We start from the raw sequence: 19,911 nt of genomic DNA on the forward strand, positions 1-19,911 counted from the left end.
GTTTTTTGACATGTGAGTAATAACTCACTATAATTCGCGCCCGCTTTTTTTTAATAGGTAAAAGCTTAAGCAGATGATTAGACAACGTACAATCAAGCAATCGGTCCAAGAGACCGGAATTGGGCTTCATAAAGGGGAAAAGGTCACAATGACTCTCCGACCTGCGCCAGCAAACACGGGTATCGTGTTTAGGCGTGTTGACCTTGAACCACATGTTGACATACCTTCGCGTGCGAACGCGGTAGGTAATACCATGCTGTGTACGTGCCTGAACAACGAAGACGGTGTGACTATCCAAACGGTAGAACACTTAGCGTCTGCGCTTGCAGGTTTAGGTATCGACAATATTATTGTTGAAGTAGACAGTAACGAGCTGCCAATTATGGACGGAAGTGCTAGCCCGTTCGTATTCTTGCTTCAATCTGCCGGTATCGAAGAGCTAAACGCGCCTAAGCAATTTATTCGTATTAAAAAGCCAGTTCGTGTAGAAGATGGCGATAAGTGGGCCGAATTAGTGCCTTACGACGGTTTCCGCGTTGATTTCCAAATTGACTTCGAGCACCCAGTGATCAGTCAAACTCGTCAGCATATGGTGATGGATTTTGATTCATGCTCATATGTAAGCGAAGTTAGCCGTGCACGAACTTTTGGTTTTATGCGCGACTTAGAGTACATGAATGCTAACAACCTAGCGTTGGGTGGCAGCATGGAAAACGCAGTGGCGTTGGACGAATTCCGCGTACTCAACCCTGAAGGATTGCGCTACGACGATGAGTTCTTAAAGCATAAGATTTTGGATGCTATCGGTGACTTATACCTTGGTGGCCATAGTCTAATTGGTGAATTGCGTGCGTACAAAACAGGCCATGGTCTGAATAACAAGCTATTAAATGCAGTACTTGCGCAAAAAGAGTGTTGGGAGTTCGTGACCTACGACTCGCAGGAAACAGCACCAATTCGTTATGCTCAGCCCGCATTAGCGTAAGAATTTTAAAAAGCCGCCTTACGGGCGGCTTTTTTTCGTATGGCATTTACTGAAATAAATGATACAGTAGCCGAATAATTAATATAAATTTCACCCATGTGACATAAAAACTATAGGTTGAAGGTTATCGCCTTTGGCTAAAAACACATTCATCGTTGTATGAAGTGGTATGAAAAGAGTGGCGTGAAACAGCAATTTTCTTCGTGGTATGAAACTAACAATTACACTCGCTGGTAAAAATAAACGCTATAGGCACAGTATTAGTGTCCGTACGCTTGTGAGCGCAACCGTGCTCTCGTCTATTTTTATGCTAGTGTCGAGCCGTTCAACAGAATCGGTATCAGAAGATATTGCACGAGTTCGTTTGGCACAGACTGAAGTCAACGAACGACAAAAAGACGTTGAAGCGTTAAAACAGCAAACAACGGTCAAATTACAAGCTTTGCTTTCTCACGTCGCAGAGTTATCTGCGCAGGCTACCCTGCTGGACGAGAAAGGTAAGCAAATCGCAACAGAATTAGGTATGTCAGCGGCTGACCTGGACGCTTTCGTACCGGTATCGATACCGGATAACCTTCAAGACGATCCCATCCTTCACGAAATAGCCAAACTAGAGCAATCACTCGATTTGAAGTCTCAACAGTTGTCTATGCTTGAAAGTTTGGTCAGGGGTCACCATATCCACGAACAGAGCCAATTATCTGGTCGTCCGATAGAGTCAGGGTGGTTGTCTTCTTATTATGGTATGCGGGCCGACCCGTTTACTGGCGAACCAACTATGCACAAAGGGCTAGATTTCGCTGGTAAGGCAGGGGAAAACGTAGTGGCAACTGCCGCAGGTATTGTGACCTGGGCTGGTGATCGCTACGGCTATGGCCAACTTGTAGAAATTGATCACGGTGATGGTTTTGTTACCCGCTATGGGCATAACGACACCCTTACTGTCTCAATAGGCGACGTGGTAACCAAAGGGGAACCTATCGCTAAAATGGGCAATACTGGGCGCTCAACTGGCGTTCATGTTCACTACGAAGTAATAAGAAACGGAAAACAAGTCGATCCTCTGCCTTTTGTCTACAAAAAGTAGCGTAGGTAGCAGCCAGGTAATTCTCGTAGACGGTGCCTTTACTTATTAAAAGTCATCTAAAACGAAGAAGCATAATTTTAGAACATCGCAAAACACAACGTGGTTACCGTTGTGTTTTATACGTTTAATTTAGCTGTGCACATTGTGCGGCGCCTCGACAAGTAGTGGAATAATAAAGCTAATGTTTTCAAGCATCCTTCGAAAAGTATTCGGTAGTAGAAACGACCGACTATTAAAAAAATTACGCAAAAACGTAGATGCCATCAATGCACTGGAAGCAGAATTTGAAAAGCTTTCCGATGAGGCGCTAAAGGCTAAGACAGACGAATTTAAAGCGCGCATTGAAAAGGGTGAAACCCTTGACGATATTCTTGTAGAGGCCTTCGCTACGGTGCGTGAAGCAAGTAAACGCGTATACGGCATGCGTCACTTCGACGTTCAGATGCTAGGCGGTCAAGTACTTCACCAAGGTAAAATTTCAGAAATGCGCACGGGTGAAGGTAAGACGCTTACTGCTACCTTGCCAACTTACCTTAATGCTTTGTCTGGCAAAGGGGTTCACGTTGTTACTGTGAACGATTACCTTGCTCGTCGTGATGCTGAGTGGAGTAACCAGTTATTTACTTACCTAGGTATGCGTGTGGGCTGTAACGTACCTGGTATGTCGCCGCAGCAAAAGCGTGAAGCTTATCAAGCTGACGTAACCTATGGGACGAACAACGAATTTGGTTTTGACTACCTTCGTGACAATATGGCATTTAGCCCACAAGACCGCGTACAGCGCCCGCTTAACTATGCGGTAGTGGATGAAGTTGACTCAATTCTTATCGACGAAGCCCGTACACCACTTATTATTTCTGGTCAGGCCGAAGATAGCTCAGAGCTGTATCGCCGCATCAACACCATTATTCCTAAACTTGTTCAGCAAGAAAAAGAAGATGAAGAAGGTCAAGAGGGCGATGGTGACTACACGATTGACCTTAAGGCAAAACAAATTCATCTTACCGAGCGCGGTCAAATTCACGTTGAGGAAATTCTTCAACAAGAGGGCATGCTACCTGAAGGCGAGTCGCTGTTTGCTGCAGGTAATATTTCACTGCTTCATCATATTAACGCTGCGCTTCGTGCACACAAGTTGTTTGCTAAAGACGTAGACTACATCGTTAAAGAAGACCAAATCGTTATTGTTGACGAGCATACGGGTCGTACGATGGAAGGCCGTCGCTGGTCTGAAGGTCTGCACCAAGCTGTAGAAGCGAAAGAAGGGGTTCGTATTCAAAACGAAAACCAAACCCTTGCGTCAATTACCTTCCAGAATTACTTCCGCTTGTATAACAAGCTTGCGGGTATGACAGGTACAGCAGATACAGAAGCCTTCGAATTTAACCATATTTACGGCTTAGAAACGGTAGTTATTCCGACAAACCGTCCTATGCAGCGTAAAGATATGGCTGACCTCATCTACCTAACGGCAGAAGAAAAATACGAAGCCATTGTTGAAGACATTAAAGAGTGCGTTAAACGCGGTCAACCTACGCTTGTGGGTACTGTGTCTATCGAGAATTCAGAACTCATTTCTCGCATTCTTAAGAAGTCGAAAATTCCTCATAAAGTGCTTAACGCTAAGTTCCACGAACACGAAGCAGATATCGTTGCTCAGGCTGGTAAGCCAGGCGCGGTTACGATTGCGACTAACATGGCAGGTCGTGGTACCGATATCGTGTTAGGTGGTAACTGGCAGGCAGAAGTAGAGAAGATTGAAAATCCAACTGAAGCGCAAATCGAGAAGATCAAAGCTGAATGGAAAGAAAGCCATGACGCTGTGCTTGCCTCAGGTGGTTTACATATTATTGGTACAGAGCGTCACGAGTCTCGCCGTATTGATAACCAGCTTCGCGGTCGTTCGGGCCGTCAGGGGGACCCGGGTTCAAGCCGTTTCTACCTTTCATTAGACGACGCACTTATGCGTATCTTTGCCTCTGAAAAAATGGGCAACATGATGAAGCGTTTAGGTATGGAGCGTGGTGAAGCCATTGAGCATCCGTGGGTAACTCGCGCCATCGAGAATGCACAGCGCAAAGTAGAAGGTCGTAACTTCGACATTCGTAAGCAGTTGCTTGAATACGATGATGTGGCCAACGACCAGCGTAAAGTCATCTACGAGCAGCGCAATGAGCTTCTTGATGAAGGCGATATTAGCGAGACTATCGCGGCTATTCGTGAAGACGTTATTTCAAGTGTTGTCGATGAGTACATTCCGCCACAGTCTCTTGAAGAAATGTGGGACGTAAGCGGACTTGAAGAGCGCATGCGTGCCGATTTCGCCGTAGACTTGCCAATCAAGACCTGGCTTGAAAATGACGACAAACTTTACGAAGAGAAGCTTCGCGAGCGCATTCTTGGCGAAGTCGTTGACGCTTATAAGCAGAAAGAAGCGGTAGTGGGCGAGCAGGTACTGCGCCAGTTTGAAAAAGCGGTAATGCTTCAAAACCTAGACAGCCATTGGAAAGAGCATTTGGCGGCAATGGATCACCTGCGCCAAGGTATTCATTTACGCGGCTATGCGCAGAAAAATCCTAAGCAAGAATACAAGCGTGAGTCGTTTGCTTTGTTCTCACAAATGTTAGAAGCGCTTAAAGTTGAAGTGATCACTATTCTTGCGCGTGTAAAAGTACAAGCTGAAGAAGACGTGCAAAAAGTAGAAGAACAACGTCGTCAAGCTGACGATGTGCCAAAGAACTTCGAGCACGAAGAAGCGAACGCAACGCCAGAAGAGGCAAGTGACAAAGTACGTACGCAAGTTCGCGAAGGTGCGAAAGTGGGCCGTAATGACCCATGTCCTTGTGGCTCTGGTAAAAAATATAAGCAGTGTCACGGCAAGCTCAAGTAATGAAAGTAGTACATGTTGCTGTGGGCGTTATCGCCCGCGGCGATGAAATATTCATTACTCTTCGCCCTGACAATGTTCATCAGGGCGGAAAATGGGAATTTCCCGGCGGCAAAGTAGAAGACGGTGAGACTGTTCTACAGGCGCTGAAGCGAGAGCTTGCTGAAGAAGTTGGGATTATTGTGAACCGCAGCGAGCCTGTGATTGTGATCACCCATGATTACGGCGACAAGCAAGTTAAACTAGATGTTCATCGCGTGTGTGATTTTACCGGCGAGCCGCACGGCAAAGAAGGCCAACAGTCGCGGTGGGTCAAGGTAACGTCACTAAACGCCTCTGACTTTCCTGAAGCAAACGTTCCCATAATTAACGCTTTACAATAGTTCTGCGTTATCCACCGTACAAAGTGAAGCGGCGTTCAGCCGCTTTTTTCTTATACCTAAGTATAAGTTGCTAATTCCTCGGTAATTTTTTTGAAAATTAATCTCAATCCTCAGAAGCGCATTAGACTATTGTACTTTGACAAAGTCGCTAGCATCATCTTTCTAGAACACACGTATATAAGTTTTTGATTTTATATTGATATGTAAAAAAGTGTCATTTATGACATTTGCGTCATTTTGCCGTTGAATTATGTTTCTACGGAAACAACGTACCCCTCTCCATACAAACGTATTTCGTTTAATACATTAATGCGCCCGGTTCTCAACGATATTTGAATAGTGTTTTTACAGCCATTCACATATCGAGGTTACTTATGGCGCTCAAAAAATCTACCGAACAAACAGTCGCACCAGCAGTGCGAGTTGATGCAAAGATGCGTAAAGAAGCGGAAGAGGAGCGCCGCAAAGCAAGAACACTCGCGAGGCAGCAGCAAGCCGCAGAGCGCGTTGCTTCCGCCACGACTGAATTAGCAAGTGGTATAAATCAGGCCTCAAGCGCAACCGATCAGTTATCCACTGCAGTTAACGAAATTGCAGCAGGCGCCGAGGAATCGAGCAGTGCAAGCCAAGAAAGCTTAGCGGCTATCACTCAGATTTCAGGTGGCCTTGTTGCACAGCTTGAATTGGCAGGCTCGACAATGGACAAAACCAACGAGCTTCAAACGTACCTTGAGCGTGTGGTTGGCGATTTAAGCACCATGATGACCAGCGTTAAAACTGCGTCTGAGCATCAATCACGCTCTGTAGTAATGATGAGCGAGTTAGAGCAACAAGCATCAAACATCGGCGAAGCTGTCAAACAAGTGACCCGCATTGCCGATCAGACGAACTTGCTAGCGCTTAACGCTGCTATTGAAGCGGGACGGGCTGGTAAGCACGGAAAGGGATTTGCTGTAGTCGCCGATACAGTTCGCGCGCTCGCAGAAGTGTCAGACAAAAGCGCTGCAGATATAGCTAAGCAGATAGAGCGTATTCAACAGCAATCTAACAGTGTCTCTGATGCCGTTAAATCATCATCGCAAGCGGCGCTTGAGGAAGTGACCAAAGGCCAAGCGGTTACCGAGCAACTTATCACCATAAAATCAGACATGCAGAGCATTGCTGACGGTGCGGGTGAACTGCAGGCACAAGTCAAATCGATGGATGCAGCGGCTAAAGAAATTCAAACTGGTTCAGAAGCAATCTCGTGCGCGGCCGACGAGCAGTCAACCGCTGCCCAGGAAGTGTCATCTAATGTCTCTGAGCAGAGTGTTGCTTTGTCTCAAGCTGAACAGGCTGCACAGTCACTAGAAATAATTACCGAAGAGCTTAAAAACAGCACAGACATTAACAAGAGCGCAGAAGAGGTGGCATCGTCAGCTGAAGAGCTGTCAGCAACCCTCGAAGAAATCAATCGCTCATCAAGTGAAATAATGACGGCGTTGACTCAAGTGAATAACGGTTCGCAGCAGGCAGCAAGCTCTGTCGACCAAGCCGTGGGAAATATCGACCTGTTAAGAGAAGGTGTTGATAAAGCCTCAGCGCAGTGTGATGTAGCGTTAGAGAAAGGCAATGCTATTACTGGATTACTTAAAGAAAACCGTGCGCTGATTGAGGGAATGGTTAGCGGCATAAATCTGGCGCTTGAAACTAGCAAAGAAAATGTGAGTGCTATCAGTGAGATGGAAGTCATGACGCGCCAAATAGACAAGGTTATCGACACTATTACCACGGTATCAGTGAAAACCAGCATGTTGGCAGTAAACGGCGCAGTAGAAGCGGCGCGAGCAGGTGAGTATGGCAAAGGTTTTGCGGTCGTGTCTGCAGATATTCAAAGCCTAGCAGATGAAGCTGCTGAAAATGTAGAGCAGATAAAAGACCTCATCAAAGCCATTCAAGACCAGACAATGAGCGTAAAAACAGACTTAACTAATGTTGCTGAAAGTGCATCTAGAGAGGTCATGAAAGCGAAGCAAACTACGCAAGATGTCGAGCAAATTGCGACTGATATCGACGAAGTTGTGCAATATAACCAGGCAATGAAAGAGCGGGGTGAAGAAATTGCCGCGGGTGTTACACAGGCCCAGCGGGGACTAGAGCAAATTGCGACGGCAAATGAGCAAGCGAGCAGTAACTGTCAGCAGGCACTTAACGCAGCAGACCAGCAAAGTAAAGGCATGGAAGTGTTGGCCAAGTCCATTGAAGAAATTGCTTCAGTGGCTGACGAAATGCAAAACGGCTAATCCATAGCGCTTGTGTCTAATAGAGGAGCTTGCCTCATGAGTAACGAAAATACGAATAACGAGACCGCAAACGAAACTGAGCCAATGTCAGGTGGTGAACAACAGTTCGTGTCCTTCATGGTCAACGAGGAGCGTTTCACTTTTCCTATGCTTGCGGTGGGCGAAATCATTCGCGTACCGACTATGGTGTCTGTCCCCCTTGGTCCCGCACAAATGATTGGCTTAGCAAACTTACGTGGGAACGTATTGCCCGTGTATGACTTAAGCACAATCTTACTTGGAGCGAAGTCACAAGAGAGTGACGTAACCCGCGTAGTTGTAGTGGAGTCTGAGCTTGGTAGCGTAGGATTTCTGGTAGACAGAGTACTGCGCGTCTACAGTGTTAGCAGCGATGCTGTTATCGATAAAACCTCAATGACGGATTCTATCGCCTACGACTATATGCAGGGCATCATTAAACAAGGCGACCAGCCTGTAGAGCAAATCCTTGATGTTTCTGCGCTTGCAAAAGCACAGGCAGTCATCAAGCAAGATGGCAATACTATGCAGCTGTCGGGAATGCAGCATGTTGATAACGATGCGCCTGAAGATTCTCAAGAGGATGAGAATTTACAGCAGTTAGTGTGCTTCTCGCTAGAGGAACAAGAGTTCGCATTTCACCTTCAAGATGTAGAAGAAATTGTGCGTGTTCCCGCTGAGATATCGCAACTTCCGGACAGTGCACCTTCTGTTTTGGGGCTGGTCAATCTGCGCGGCCGCATCATTCCCATTGTCGACTTGTCGAACTCCATTGGCATGATGCGCACTGAAATTAACGAAGCATCGCGCATTGTAGTAACGCAAAACAGTGAGTTTGGTAGCGTTGGCTTTGTGGTAGCAAAAGTCAGTAATGTGGTATCTATTTCTGAAGCTGAACTGGAATCTGTTCCTTCGGTATGTAATGACGGCGCGGAATCGGGGCTGCTTGAAGCGGTCTACCGCAGCGATGGCGGCAAACGCCTGGTGTCTATTATCAACCTTTCTAACATCTACAGCCGTGCGCTGATGAGCGTTTTAACCAGTCTTGATGCCGATATTCAGCAGGAGTCCCAAATGAATGATGGCAACGATTTAGCAATTGATGAAGATGACTGCGAGCAATACGTCATCTTTTGGATTAATGGGCAAGAATACGGTGTAAGCATTGACGATACGCAAGAGATTACGCGAGTACCTGAAAAGCTTGAAAGTGTGCCGAGTACGCCAGATTACCTGAAAGGCATTGTTAACCTGCGCGGTACGGTGTTGCCGGTTATCGATTTGCGCAGCCGCTTAGGCATGCCGTGCAGCGAAACGTCAGAACGTCAGCGCATCGTTGTTCTTACCAAGGATAAACAGCGTACCGGGTTCATCGTTGATGGTGTTGCCGAAGTGAAGACTGTCGTTAGACAGACTATTGAAGAAGCGCCTTCACTTTCTGAGATGCAATCTGAGTTCTTAAACCGCCTGATTAAGCTGAATGATGAAAAACGCATTATTCAAATTATCGAGCCCAAAGTTTTGCTCGATGACAATGCGGTATCTAAAGCTCAAGAGCAATGCTAGCTAATATTCGAGGTTATTTATGACAGTAAAAGTACTTATCGTCGACGATTCCGCGTTAATGCGAAAGCTGTTCACGCAACTCTTCGAGAAAGAGGGTTTTATTGTACAAGTAGCACGTAACGGCGAAGAAGCGCTAACTAAAGCTGTAGAGTTCGAGCCAGACTGTATAACACTGGACATTAATATGCCGGTAATGGATGGCATGACGTGTCTGGCGATGCTCAAGAAACTTTATTCTTGTCCTATTATCATGGTGTCTTCGCTCACGCAAAAGGGGGCCACCATTACCCTAGAGGCACTCGCGCTTGGCGCAAGTGACTTTGTGTTAAAAACAGGGGGCACTGTTTCGCGGGATATTTCAGATTTAGAGGCGCCTTTAATAAACAAAATTCACGCCCTAGCCAAAACTGGCAAACCACAGCGTCCTACAATTAAACCGCCCCCAGTCGTGACACAAAAAGTTGTTCGCCACAAAACGAGCATACCCTTTGAAGTCGTTCTGGTAGGCGTTTCCACTGGTGGTCCCAAAAAGCTTGAACACCTGGTAGCTAACTTAAGCCCCGCATTTCCGGTTCCTATCGTTATTTCACAGCACATGCCAGCCTCTTTCACCAGTGCGTTGGCTAAGCGCTTGGACGGAATCAGTCCGCTCAACGTGGTTGAGGTGAATGCGAAGATGCCCATAAAGGCTGGCAATGTTTATCTTGCAAAAGGGGATGCTGATCTTGCCTTCTCAAAAATCGGCGGTGAAGTCTCAGCGCGCCCTGTGCCATCAAGCCCAAGTTTTCTGTGGCATCCAAGTGTGGATCGTATGGTAGACAGCGCACTTAACTGCTACAAGCCACTTTCTATGCTGTGCGTACAGCTGACCGGAATGGGGTGTGATGGTGTTGCCGCTATGAGCAAAGCGTTTAAAGAAGGTGCGACAACGATCGCAGAGAGTGAGGCGACCTCAGTTGTCTTCGGTATGCCAAAAGAGCTTATTGAAGCGGGTTGCGCCAGCTTCGTACTAGATAGTCCCAAAGTCGCATCTAAATTGAATGCGCTTTGTCGTTAAGAGGAGAAGTAATTATGGGTCTCAAGAAGAAAGTAGAACCTATTGCCGATGTTTCCGATGACTTTGAGGAAAAGCGCGAACACCCTCGAACGAAAGAGCAACTCATTAGCGACCTAAACTCGAGCGACAGTGATGTGCGCCGGTGGGCAGTAAGAGATTTGAGTGGCCAAAAAGATGCGCACGACGCCTTTATATATCGATTGCCACAAGAAGATGACCCAACAGTGATCGAGGCCTTATTTAGCGCGCTCGAGCATGATATGACTCAAAGTCATGCCTCGCAGGTTATTACCATGCTTAAAAGCGAACACGTGCAATTACGAAATGGGGCTATTGAGCTTATGCAGCAAAACCCTGATATTTTTGCTGCGAATGTCAATTTACTCATGCACGACGAGGATCCTGACACCCGTATTTTTTGCGTAGACATTATAGGTGCGGTTGCTCACATAGATGCAGTGAACTGGCTGCACCAATTCGCTCTAAATGACGACAATGAAAACGTTGTGGGTACTGCACTGGACAAACTGGCTGAAATTGCTGATGTGTCTACTTTGGATATTTTGCAAACTGTTGAAAGCCGATTTCCGAATCATAGCTACATTCAGTTTGTTATTTCACTAATTCGTAATCAAGCGAGAAACGCCGATGAATAGTGTAGCACTAGACAAAATAGGTGCTGCCGATTTCGAACGGTTCCGCTCTATGTTTTACCGAAAAACCGGGATCCATTTCGAAGACTCGAAGCGCTATTTTGTAGACAAACGTCTTCATGAACGCATGAAGGCTACAGGTCATACGAGCTTTAAAGGTTACTTCACTTACATGCGATTCCAAGCGTCAGGTGAAGAATTTCAAAACCTTGTGAATTCAATGACTGTCAATGAAACGTATTTCTTTCGCGAAGAATATCAATTTGAAGCGATGACAAGAGAAATAATGGATGAGTTAGACGGTTATCGTCCTGCCGGAGAAGATTTGCGCATTTGGTCAGTACCCTCGAGTACGGGCGAAGAGCCTTACTCAATAGCGATATATCTTATCGAGTATTGGAAAGGGTTGGCGCACAGAGATGTAGAGCTCATCTCTTCTGATATTGACAGCAACGTGCTGGCATCAGCAAAAAAAGGGCTTTATTCCAAGCGCTCTGTTCAGAACATTCCGCTCCCACTGGTGAAGAAATATTTCAAAGAAATCAATGGGCAATTCCAGCTTAGTGATGACATACGTGAGTCCGTATCCTTTACGCTCGCGAATATTTTATCCGCAAATAATATGAAGCAGTTTAGGCATTTTGACCTCATTTTTTGCCGAAACTTGCTCATTTATTTTGATGATGAATCGCGTAAGAAGGCGGCGCAGGTACTCTTTGATGCGATGAAACCAGGTGGATACATTTTTTTAGGGCACAGCGAATCTATGAGCCGTATTTCGTCTATGTTTAAAGTACGCAAATTCGGTGATGTGATTGCTTACCAGAAGCCACTTACAGGAGGGGCATAACATGAAAACAGTAATGATTGTTGATGATGCCTCTACGGTAAGAATGTTCCACAAAATGCTGGTGACTTCGCCAGACAGAATTATCGAAGAGGCGGAGAATGGTGTAGAAGCGCTTGAGAAAGCTATAGGTACAAATGTGGACTTGTTTCTTGTTGATGTGAACATGCCAAAGATGGACGGTTATAGGCTATGTAAGGAAATACGGCTCAATGAGGCACTACGTGCGGTCCCCATTATCATGATAAGCACCGAGTCGGCTAATCAAGATGCCGAACGAGCCTATCAATGTGGGGCAAACTATTACATGACGAAGCCTGTGGATGCAGACACGTTGAAGTCAGTAGTAAGTGCAGTGATTGGGGGGTAAGCCAATGAGTGAATTACTTGATGTGTTTATTGGCGAGTCCCGCGAGAATTTAGAGTCGGCGAGCCAAGAGCTTTTAGAAATTCAATCGTCGGGCCCAGCTTCTGAGCGTGTAGACAAAATTTTTCGCGACCTGCACACCATTAAAGGTTCTTCTGATTTATTTGATATTAAACCTTTGACTCGCTTGGCTCACGCAGCAGAAGATTTGCTTGATAGTGTAAGGTCTAACGAGGTCACCTACAGCGATGATATAGGCGATTTGTTGCTTGAAGCCTTAGACCAAATTTCAATATGGTTCGACGAGCTCGAAGTAGGTTCCCAGAACGTTGAGCAATGGAAACCAATATCGACACAGCTCAGTGCTCAATTAAGACACTTTATCGACCCGACAGCATCGAGTGAAGTCGATGAAAGCAGCGCCACCGTTAACAACGAAAGCCCAATAGCTGACCCGCAAACGCTAAGCGAAGAGCACATAGCACTGATCGCCAATTTTGGTAGAAACGCTGACTTAAACCTACTTTGTAAAGCGACTGGCCCAGACTGCTATTTCATTCAGTACACGCCCGACGAAGGCTGCTTCTTTCGCGGAGAAGACCCAATAAATGTCACCGTAGCCTTACCTGGAATAAAGGCGTTTAATATTGAAATGCCCGAATTAGGCGAAGATGCAGATATCTATAACTGTTTCACTTCAATCAAAGCGCTTGGCGTTGCCAGCGAAGATGAAATTAAACAGCATATGGCGTATTACGAGGGGCAGTACTCTTGCGTTAGTTTTTCCACTCAAGCCTTAAAAGCTGCATGCACCGGTAAAATTCAAAAGTGCGTCGAGACTATCGACGACGAAACCTTAAACAGTGCCCTGAATGACACAGATATAGAGCAAGTGCATGCTAGCGCTGGACTACTGCTTGCCTCACTGAACTTTGACGACAGCGAAGATGATAGCGCTAATAGGGCTGTGCTGAGCCTGCTATCTTCAATCGACGATTTGAGTTTTCTTAATAACGAGATTCGAGAGGATGGATGCTCAGGTAAAGATACCAGTACGAATGCGTCTCCTGAAGTCAGTAATAGTTCGGCAAGCGAATCAGGCGACTCGAAGAGAGAAGCGCCTAAGCCAAAAAACTTAGCGTTGCATGAACGAGCAATGCTGACACAACAGCTCACGCTACTAAATTCGGATAACTATAAATCTGAGTTCATGTTTCCTTCTATCGCAGGGCTGGTGGGTAATATTCTGGGCGCTGAGTTTGAAAATGAGGACGCGCTGGCGGTTGCCATTAGTAACGCGTTAGATGAGGAAACAATTCAAGCGCAAGTAAATGACGAGCAAGCGCAACAAACGTCGAATAACGTGACAGCTGAGGCTACACAGCCAGCTAATACACAGCCAGCTAACGCACTAGAAACGACAGAAGACACAGCTGCTCCTGTAAAAGCTGAACGCCAAGCGGTGAAAATGCTCAAGGTCGACCAGTCAAAAATAGATTACTTAATGGACATTGTTGGCGAGCTAACCGTTGCCAAAAATTCTCTGCCTTATCTTGCAAAGCAGGCAGAAGAAGAGGGAGGCAGTAGAAAGCTCAGTAAGCAAATCAAAGCCCATTTTTCCATTGTTAACCGATTAACAGAATCGCTCCAAAGTGCAGTGCTTCAGATTCGTATGGTCCCTGTTTCCCACGTATTTCAACGCTACCCTCGCTTAGTGCGGGATTTAGCCAGAAAGCTCGATAAAAAAATCGAGTTGTGTATGCAGGGGGAAGATACCGAGTTTGACAAAAATTTAATTGAGTCCTTATCTGAACCGCTTATTCACTTGCTAAGAAATAGCATAGATCACGGCATAGAGTCTCCTGCAGAGCGACTTGCAGCAGGAAAACCTGAAGTAGGTCGTATCGACCTCATTGCAACGCCGCTTGATGATAGCGTAATCATAGAGATTCGCGATGATGGTAAAGGCATTGACCCTCAAAAAATAAAGCTTTTGGCATTTCAAAAAGGGGTTATCAGCGAAACGCAGATTGAAAACTTGGATGATAATGAAGCGCTACAGTTAATCTTTGCCGCTGGTTTTTCAACGTCTGAGCAAGTGTCAGATTTATCTGGACGCGGCGTTGGAATGGATGCGGTAAAAACGATGGTTAGTCAGGCCGGCGGCACAATCGAAATGCAAAGCGAAGTGGGAGTAGGAAGTACTTTCAAACTCTTGCTGCCCCAAACTATGTCAGTGAACCGAGTAATGATGTTCGAAGTGAATGATCAAATGTTTGGTGTTGGAATGGATGCCGTTGTTGAGACTGTCAAAGTGCCTACTGCCGATATCCAGCGTATTCGCAACGAACACGTACTGGTTATCCGCGAAAAGCTCATACCTCTTTGTGACTTGCGTGAAGCGTTAGGTTTCGAAGCAGCCGAAGAAAGGGAAGAGCATTCAATTCTTGTGGTATCAACGCCTCAAGGAGAGTTTGGATTAATCATTGATAAATTTCACGAAGGGATTGACGTTATTCAAAAACCCCTTGAAGGCGTGTTGGCCGGATACGCTCACTTCTCGGGAACGGCGCTGCTTGGCGACGGGCGTGTGTTATTGATTATCAACGTTCAAGAGGTTTTAGCAAAATGCCTATAGCTTACAAAAAGAAAGTCGCGGTCATGACCGGGCACTGTGAAATAGAAGAAGCTGAAGCGCTCTTTGCTTGGTTGAATGAAGAGACTTCCCGACAAGTTAATTTAAAAGCCTTAGGTAGCGCACATACCGCTGTGTATCAGGTATTGCTAGCGAAGACGCCAAAAGTGAGCGTGTGGCCTGAAGCTGATGCACTATATTGGCTGACTGAAATGATGCAAAACAAGCAGAGTAAAGTGTGGTTCGAATGAGAGTGATCACGGTAGCTAATCGCAAAGGCGGTACGGCGAAAACCACCACGGTGGTAAATCTCGCTTATGGCTTCGCACAAGCGAATAAACGGGTCATTGTGTTGGATCTTGATAATCAAGGCCATGTTATGCATGGCTTAAAAGCACTAGGGTGCGTTCAACAAAGCGATATAACTGAACTGCCTCTCAACACCTTCTTTACCTCTATTGTGAAGTGCGCTGACAACATATATGCCACCGATGTTGATACTTGTAATGCGAATACAAATGAAGAAATCACGCTAGATGTATTGCGTAACTGGTGCGACTCGGAAGCGGTAACGAAACATTTCGATATTGTTCTTATTGATACACCGCCAACATTGAGCCCGCAGCTTATGGCTGCGCTATCGGCAGCGACCGACATTATTATTCCAGCAACACCCCTTCCACTGGCAAGTGACGGTGTTCAGAAACTGCTCAATGCCTGCAGAAATGCAATGGCAGAGCGAAAGTTTAGAGCAACCAAACTCACTATTTTACCTGTCATGGTAGAACAAAATCTAAAGCTGCACAGACAGGAGTTAAGTAACTGGTACGGGCGCTATGGACGAAGCAAAGTGCTTAATCCCATTAGAAAGAGCATCAAACTCGCCGAGGCATTTGCAGAGAATAAGCCTGTATTTGCCTATGCTCCTAACAGTCGTGGCGCACATGACTATACTGAATTATGTAAACAATTAATTGGCTAACACGAGAGGTAATGCAATGAGCGCAATACACTTAGTAGATGACTCGGCCACCATGTTAATGAGCATGGAAATGTTATTAAAACGAGCGGGCTATACGGTCACAAAATCAGAGAGTGCGGAAGCGGCTATGACAGCCCTTGAATCAATCAGTCCTAAACTAATTATCACAGACTTAAACATGCCAGGTATGAACGGCATAGAGCTTATTAAAACGTTGAAACAGCAGTCTAAGTTCAGGTTCACCCCTATGTTGATGTTAACCACTGAATCACAACAGAGTCGTCGCGAAGAAGCGAAAGCGGCGGGCGCGACAGGTTGGCTTGTTAAGCCTGTTGAGCCAGAGCAATTATTAGGTGTAGTAAAGCAGTTGGTGCCAACTGCATAAGGTTAGGTTATGAAAGTACTTGAAAAAACAAAGCAGTATTATGAGTTGGTACTCGCTGAGAAGTTTAAAGTGCTTAAGGATAAGACGAATAAAGTTCAGGACTCACTTTTACTTTGGAGTGGTTTGGTTGGTGTGTCTATATTGAGTATGGCAATTTCGTTGAACATATCGCCACAGCTATTAAATGGGCAAGCAGGTACCGTTGCCACAATTCTGGGTTTCTTGAGTTTTATTACATGGTATTCGCATAGGCAAACAAGCGTATTCAAAGCCAGTCTTAATAAACAGGAGAGTTATTTACAAGAAACGTCTGAGCAACTCAACGAAACACATGCTCAAGTCAGTGAATATGTAGCCATCCTCAAAGGCCAAATGGACGGCATAAGCGCTATCACAGAAGATGCATCGATGGAACTGATGAAGGCGCTGTACGAAATTGAAAGTAGCATTCAAGACAGTATAGATAACGTTGAGTTAGGGCAGAAGAACGCGCTTAGCTGCAAAGAAAAAAGCGCCGATGAGTTTGAGCTGGCTGCAAAGCGCTTATCGAGTATTAAAGCCATGATAAGCACCCAGCGGGAACAGCAAATCGCAGATACAGAAGCGATTCAAGGGGTAATGCGTGAAGTTGAGAACCTTAAAGAGCTGACGGAACTGGTTAAAAATATTGCTTCACAAACCAACTTGTTAGCGCTAAATGCGGCTATCGAAGCAGCTAGAGCCGGAGAATACGGAAGGGGATTTGCGGTAGTAGCAGAACAGGTACGTATATTGTCTTCCCAGTCTTCAGAAGCGGCTGAAAAAATAGAATCCGGTATAAAGTCCGCTCTTGATGCCGCGCATCATCAGGGAGAGAAAATGCTTAATTCAACGCGTGCTAACGATACGTGTGAACTATTAACGGGGTTTTCTGAATCGTTAGAAAACATTACGAGCCACTATCGGGTATTAGAAGAACTCAATCCCAAAATGCTGGCATGCTTTTCACAAAGCGCGACAGAAGTGGCGTCTAAAGTGAGTGGTGCAATAGCCAAGATTCAATTCCAAGATATTATTCGCCAGCGCACCGAACACGTGAAGTTAGAGCAAGATGCCATTGTTAGCCTGTTCGGACAATTCTCGTCTTACATCAATAATCGCGAACATTTTGACGAGTCTTTTAATTTAAGCACGAAAGAAATGTTTGAAAAATACGTTATGGAAGATCAGCGTAAAATCCATTTTGACATCAATGAATCTTCACCAGAAGAGAAAAATGAGTTTGAAGAGGCGCGAGAGCCAAAAATAGAACTCTTTTAGCTGAGGGCCCATCAGGGCCCAATAGCCTTTCTGACTGTGCTTTTGTTATTCTTTTGCTGGTAATTCAAATAACAAGATAACTTACGCTTAAAGCATTATTCGTTCAGCGGTGGCAAATGCCACATCCAGTTTGAAATAAGCGGCTTCATTAATAAAGTGCGGGTAGGTTTCAGTTTCGTTTTCCCACACGATATCTTTGCCGTCAAACGTCCGAAATACAGGTGCCCCAGGTATGAGAGGTTTGAAATCGTTATCTTGCAGTGAATGATGGATCATGGCAGTACGTTTTCCATTAGCATCTAACGGAAAAGACACATTATCGCCTAAACGAAAAGCTTCACAGGCAGGCAAAGCGTCAGTACTGATTTGCCCTTTATTATACGCGGCACAAAAATCCAATATTGCTTCAGCCATGGTTTGTGTTAGAAGGTAAACATCTTCTCTTAATACGCTCTGTGGCTGCCCACCCACTTCTATCATTACGCCTTTCTTACCAGTGGTGCACAAGTAACCATGTTCAAGGTAGGGCTTTTCGTCTTCTACCAAAATGTTGGCTTCTGGCATTTGTTGCTTTACGTATCGCGCTAGCTGAATATGAAATTCATCCGCTTCCAAAATGATAAGCGTAGCACCCATTTCGCTGGTGGTGTTGTGAATATCAATCACAAAATCTGTGTTCGAATCACCCTTAGGCCCTAACTGTTGGTTAAGAGCCTTAGCAAGCTCAGCTTCTTTCGCAGAATTGTTATTCGATAAACGTTCAAAGGTAAACTGACGGTTTAAGTCTTCGTCTACGAAACGAACGTTTGCCGCAATGGCCGCTTCATTGGCGATGCTTAACGAAACATTTAGCTCATTAAATCGCGAAGGTAGCCCAAACTGTTGCCAGTTTCGAATAAGCTGAATACCACTGGTTTCATTTCCATGAGTACCACCAACAAGCGCGATAGAATTAAACATTCATGTTCCTTTTTGTATAGGTTGAAGATGAGGAAGGCTGCGCAGCGAGCTATTGAGTAATATTGTGATGAATTAATACGTTCGCTGTCTGCGCATCTACCCACGACTTGGAGAGCAAGTAAACCGATACTACACCACTGCGCTTTGTACGAGAATACGTCTTAGTAGAATTTACCTAAATACTGATGTTTGCCAAATTGTGGGGAAAGACAGCGCGTATTAGTGCTTAAAGAAGTCATCTGATTGCTGTGCTAGCATCGCCTCTATCTCTTCAACATCGATATGCTTGGGCGTTGCGTCTTCTGCAGGCTTGCCGGTTATTTTTCTGTCTTCAGCGGCCCATTCACCTAAATCGATAAGTTGGCATTTTTTACTGCAAAAAGGGCGATATTCGCTTGTTGGTGCCCAAACAACCTGCTTGGCACAAATAGGACATTTCACTTCCATTATTTACTCCAGTGAAATACGTCTAAACGGCGAAGTTTGCGATTTGCTTATACTACCGCAGACGGTAAATAATAAATTAAAGACTCTGGCCTGCTGATCTTTGCGGTACATCACACGTCAGCAGGTCTTAAGTTTAACAGGCCGCTAAACGAAACTGAATACTGCTTTCCACTGCGCCAGATTGGCCCTCTAGAGGAGAAAATAGCATGAAGCGGAGTGCGTAACGGTATTTGTTGCCGCTAAGCGTAGGGTAATACCCTTCATCAACGCTACATTTAACGCGAATTAACTCGTTTTTATCTTCTGCAGCGCCTTGGTAAAAACCGTTGTCAGCAACTACATTGACAAATTGACCTCGTTCGCGAATAAACGACAGGCTAACAGCAATCGCATCATCGAGTAAGGCTAACGTTTCAAGCCATTGCGCTATTTCAGCGAGGCGTTGTTCAAGGGGTTGTTGTAACCAAAAATGAAGATTGGGCAAATCGAAGCTGCACGCGCCACCTGGAATGGCAAAGCGCTGCCTGATTGCGCTTAGCAGTTTATCTTCTTTCAAAGCACTACCAAAACGGCGGTCTGTTTTTAGCTTTTGTTTTAGGGTAAGCACGGTTTTTAGCGCTTGCTCTAAGGCGGTGCTGTCAATTTTCGGGTGTTTAGACCAATAAACCAAGTTCTTTTCATGGGCTTCGAGGTCTTTGGTAAGATCGGAGCGAAGATCCAGTCTTTCAATGAGATCAAGTAATTCGAAAAGCTGTTCAAAAAACACCAGCTGCAGATGAGTATGTTCTGATTTAGCCGTAATTTTAAGTTGTCCAAGCAGCTGCTCAACACGTAAATAGTTACGTACTTTTTCCTTTAGTGGAAATTCGAAAACAGCGTGACCCATGGAACCCCTTAAAACACATAGACTTAGAGAAATGTCGCTAAAAATTTAGCTGAACAGTGAAAGGCAACAAGCCTAAAGCATCAAAGCGTTTAAGCCAAGTATACTTGTTCGCCAAATCTTTACTTTGACGTTAATTGGTCAAAAAAGTTTCAAAAATCAATCCGTAAGGCTGTAACGCCCTGCTT

The 19,911-nt window shown here is 45.3% G+C and carries 18 protein-coding genes; 15 read left to right on the forward strand and 3 right to left on the reverse strand.

Annotation, left to right across the window (positions count from 1 at the left end; translation table 11 throughout):
• The first annotated feature begins 73 nt into the window (after positions 1–73).
• The 15 genes from lpxC (at position 74) to AC0J2X_RS01090 (ending at position 17,433) form a co-directional block, all read left to right on the forward strand.
• Positions 74–985: a UDP-3-O-acyl-N-acetylglucosamine deacetylase gene (gene lpxC, locus AC0J2X_RS01020; RefSeq protein ID WP_394221391.1), complete on the forward strand. Its 912-nt coding sequence runs from the start codon at positions 74–76 to the stop codon at positions 983–985.
• A gap of 208 nt (positions 986–1,193) precedes the next feature.
• Positions 1,194–2,072 (forward strand): M23 family metallopeptidase, encoded by an 879-nt coding sequence (locus tag AC0J2X_RS01025; RefSeq protein ID WP_014950422.1) that lies wholly within the window; start codon positions 1,194–1,196, stop codon positions 2,070–2,072.
• A gap of 181 nt (positions 2,073–2,253) precedes the next feature.
• On the forward strand, positions 2,254–4,962 hold the full coding sequence (gene secA, locus AC0J2X_RS01030; RefSeq protein WP_014980040.1) for a preprotein translocase subunit SecA: 2,709 nt from the start codon (positions 2,254–2,256) through the stop codon (positions 4,960–4,962).
• Positions 4,962–5,342, forward strand: a complete 381-nt coding sequence (gene mutT / locus AC0J2X_RS01035; RefSeq protein WP_101565594.1) for an 8-oxo-dGTP diphosphatase MutT — start codon at positions 4,962–4,964, stop codon at positions 5,340–5,342. Before secA ends, mutT begins: the two co-directional genes overlap by 1 nt.
• Before the next feature lie 374 nt (positions 5,343–5,716).
• Positions 5,717–7,624, forward strand: coding sequence for a methyl-accepting chemotaxis protein (locus AC0J2X_RS01040; protein WP_039227964.1), 1,908 nt, complete (start codon positions 5,717–5,719; stop codon positions 7,622–7,624).
• Positions 7,625–7,660: 36 nt separating this feature from the next.
• A complete protein-coding gene (locus AC0J2X_RS01045) occupies positions 7,661–9,208 on the forward strand; it encodes a chemotaxis protein CheW (protein ID WP_069944759.1) in 1,548 nt (515 codons plus the stop codon).
• A 19-nt stretch (positions 9,209–9,227) separates the two neighbouring features.
• On the forward strand, positions 9,228–10,265 hold the full coding sequence (gene cheB / locus AC0J2X_RS01050; protein ID WP_069944758.1) for a chemotaxis-specific protein-glutamate methyltransferase CheB: 1,038 nt from the start codon (positions 9,228–9,230) through the stop codon (positions 10,263–10,265).
• Positions 10,266–10,279: 14 nt separating this feature from the next.
• Entirely contained in the window at positions 10,280–10,921 is a 642-nt protein-coding gene (locus tag AC0J2X_RS01055) for a HEAT repeat domain-containing protein (protein ID WP_069944757.1), read from the forward strand.
• On the forward strand, positions 10,914–11,768 hold the full coding sequence (locus tag AC0J2X_RS01060; protein ID WP_039227968.1) for a CheR family methyltransferase: 855 nt from the start codon (positions 10,914–10,916) through the stop codon (positions 11,766–11,768). Before AC0J2X_RS01055 ends, AC0J2X_RS01060 begins: the two co-directional genes overlap by 8 nt.
• A 1-nt stretch (position 11,769) precedes the next feature.
• Positions 11,770–12,135, forward strand: a complete 366-nt coding sequence (locus AC0J2X_RS01065; protein ID WP_039227970.1) for a response regulator — start codon at positions 11,770–11,772, stop codon at positions 12,133–12,135.
• A 4-nt stretch (positions 12,136–12,139) separates the two neighbouring features.
• Complete coding sequence (locus tag AC0J2X_RS01070) at positions 12,140–14,770, forward strand: chemotaxis protein CheA (RefSeq protein WP_472995685.1); 2,631 nt, start codon at positions 12,140–12,142, stop codon at positions 14,768–14,770.
• Positions 14,761–15,018 (forward strand): hypothetical protein, encoded by a 258-nt coding sequence (locus AC0J2X_RS01075; RefSeq protein WP_272969209.1) that lies wholly within the window; start codon positions 14,761–14,763, stop codon positions 15,016–15,018. The genes AC0J2X_RS01070 and AC0J2X_RS01075 overlap by 10 nt, the downstream gene beginning before the upstream one ends.
• Positions 15,015–15,749, forward strand: coding sequence for a ParA family protein (locus AC0J2X_RS01080; RefSeq protein ID WP_101565582.1), 735 nt, complete (start codon positions 15,015–15,017; stop codon positions 15,747–15,749). Before AC0J2X_RS01075 ends, AC0J2X_RS01080 begins: the two co-directional genes overlap by 4 nt.
• A 16-nt stretch (positions 15,750–15,765) precedes the next feature.
• A complete protein-coding gene (locus AC0J2X_RS01085) occupies positions 15,766–16,134 on the forward strand; it encodes a response regulator (protein ID WP_014950410.1) in 369 nt (122 codons plus the stop codon).
• A gap of 9 nt (positions 16,135–16,143) precedes the next feature.
• Positions 16,144–17,433, forward strand: coding sequence for a methyl-accepting chemotaxis protein (locus tag AC0J2X_RS01090; protein ID WP_039227980.1), 1,290 nt, complete (start codon positions 16,144–16,146; stop codon positions 17,431–17,433).
• 87 nt (positions 17,434–17,520) lie between these two features.
• Here AC0J2X_RS01090 and AC0J2X_RS01095 read toward each other — a convergent pair whose 3' ends face one another.
• From AC0J2X_RS01095 to zapD, 3 genes are all read right to left on the reverse strand, one after another.
• The gene (locus AC0J2X_RS01095; RefSeq protein WP_283627300.1) at positions 17,521–18,393 is read right to left on the reverse strand and encodes an aspartoacylase; all 873 of its coding nucleotides are present in this window, start codon (positions 18,391–18,393) and stop codon (positions 17,521–17,523) included.
• 219 nt (positions 18,394–18,612) lie between these two features.
• Positions 18,613–18,840, reverse strand: a complete 228-nt coding sequence (gene yacG, locus AC0J2X_RS01100) for a DNA gyrase inhibitor YacG (protein WP_061486400.1) — start codon at positions 18,838–18,840, stop codon at positions 18,613–18,615.
• 133 nt (positions 18,841–18,973) lie between these two features.
• Positions 18,974–19,726 carry a cell division protein ZapD gene (gene zapD, locus AC0J2X_RS01105; RefSeq protein ID WP_342317703.1) on the reverse strand — a complete coding sequence of 251 codons (753 nt, stop codon included), beginning with the start codon at positions 19,724–19,726 and terminating at the stop codon, positions 18,974–18,976.
• Positions 19,727–19,911: the final 185 nt, after the last annotated feature.

The organism is Alteromonas sp. R7, assembly GCF_055755235.1.

Bases quoted from the DNA above. Each gene is read 5' to 3' on its own strand.
- mutT (WP_101565594.1), top strand. From the start codon at position 4,962: ATGAAAGTAGTACATGTTGCTGTGGGCGTTATCGCCCGCGGCGATGAA.
- cheB (WP_069944758.1), top strand. From the start codon at position 9,228: ATGACAGTAAAAGTACTTATCGTCGACGATTCCGCGTTAATGCGAAAG.
- AC0J2X_RS01025 (WP_014950422.1), top strand. From the start codon at position 1,194: ATGAAACTAACAATTACACTCGCTGGTAAAAATAAACGCTATAGGCAC.
- AC0J2X_RS01040 (WP_039227964.1), top strand. From the start codon at position 5,717: ATGGCGCTCAAAAAATCTACCGAACAAACAGTCGCACCAGCAGTGCGA.
- yacG (WP_061486400.1), bottom strand. From the start codon at position 18,840: ATGGAAGTGAAATGTCCTATTTGTGCCAAGCAGGTTGTTTGGGCACCA.
- AC0J2X_RS01070 (WP_472995685.1), top strand. From the start codon at position 12,140: ATGAGTGAATTACTTGATGTGTTTATTGGCGAGTCCCGCGAGAATTTA.
- secA (WP_014980040.1), top strand. From the start codon at position 2,254: ATGTTTTCAAGCATCCTTCGAAAAGTATTCGGTAGTAGAAACGACCGA.
- AC0J2X_RS01045 (WP_069944759.1), top strand. From the start codon at position 7,661: ATGAGTAACGAAAATACGAATAACGAGACCGCAAACGAAACTGAGCCA.
- AC0J2X_RS01090 (WP_039227980.1), top strand. From the start codon at position 16,144: ATGAAAGTACTTGAAAAAACAAAGCAGTATTATGAGTTGGTACTCGCT.
- AC0J2X_RS01055 (WP_069944757.1), top strand. From the start codon at position 10,280: ATGGGTCTCAAGAAGAAAGTAGAACCTATTGCCGATGTTTCCGATGAC.
- AC0J2X_RS01065 (WP_039227970.1), top strand. From the start codon at position 11,770: ATGAAAACAGTAATGATTGTTGATGATGCCTCTACGGTAAGAATGTTC.
- AC0J2X_RS01095 (WP_283627300.1), bottom strand. From the start codon at position 18,393: ATGTTTAATTCTATCGCGCTTGTTGGTGGTACTCATGGAAATGAAACC.
- lpxC (WP_394221391.1), top strand. From the start codon at position 74: ATGATTAGACAACGTACAATCAAGCAATCGGTCCAAGAGACCGGAATT.
- AC0J2X_RS01085 (WP_014950410.1), top strand. From the start codon at position 15,766: ATGAGCGCAATACACTTAGTAGATGACTCGGCCACCATGTTAATGAGC.
- AC0J2X_RS01075 (WP_272969209.1), top strand. From the start codon at position 14,761: ATGCCTATAGCTTACAAAAAGAAAGTCGCGGTCATGACCGGGCACTGT.
- AC0J2X_RS01080 (WP_101565582.1), top strand. From the start codon at position 15,015: ATGAGAGTGATCACGGTAGCTAATCGCAAAGGCGGTACGGCGAAAACC.
- AC0J2X_RS01060 (WP_039227968.1), top strand. From the start codon at position 10,914: ATGAATAGTGTAGCACTAGACAAAATAGGTGCTGCCGATTTCGAACGG.
- zapD (WP_342317703.1), bottom strand. From the start codon at position 19,726: ATGGGTCACGCTGTTTTCGAATTTCCACTAAAGGAAAAAGTACGTAAC.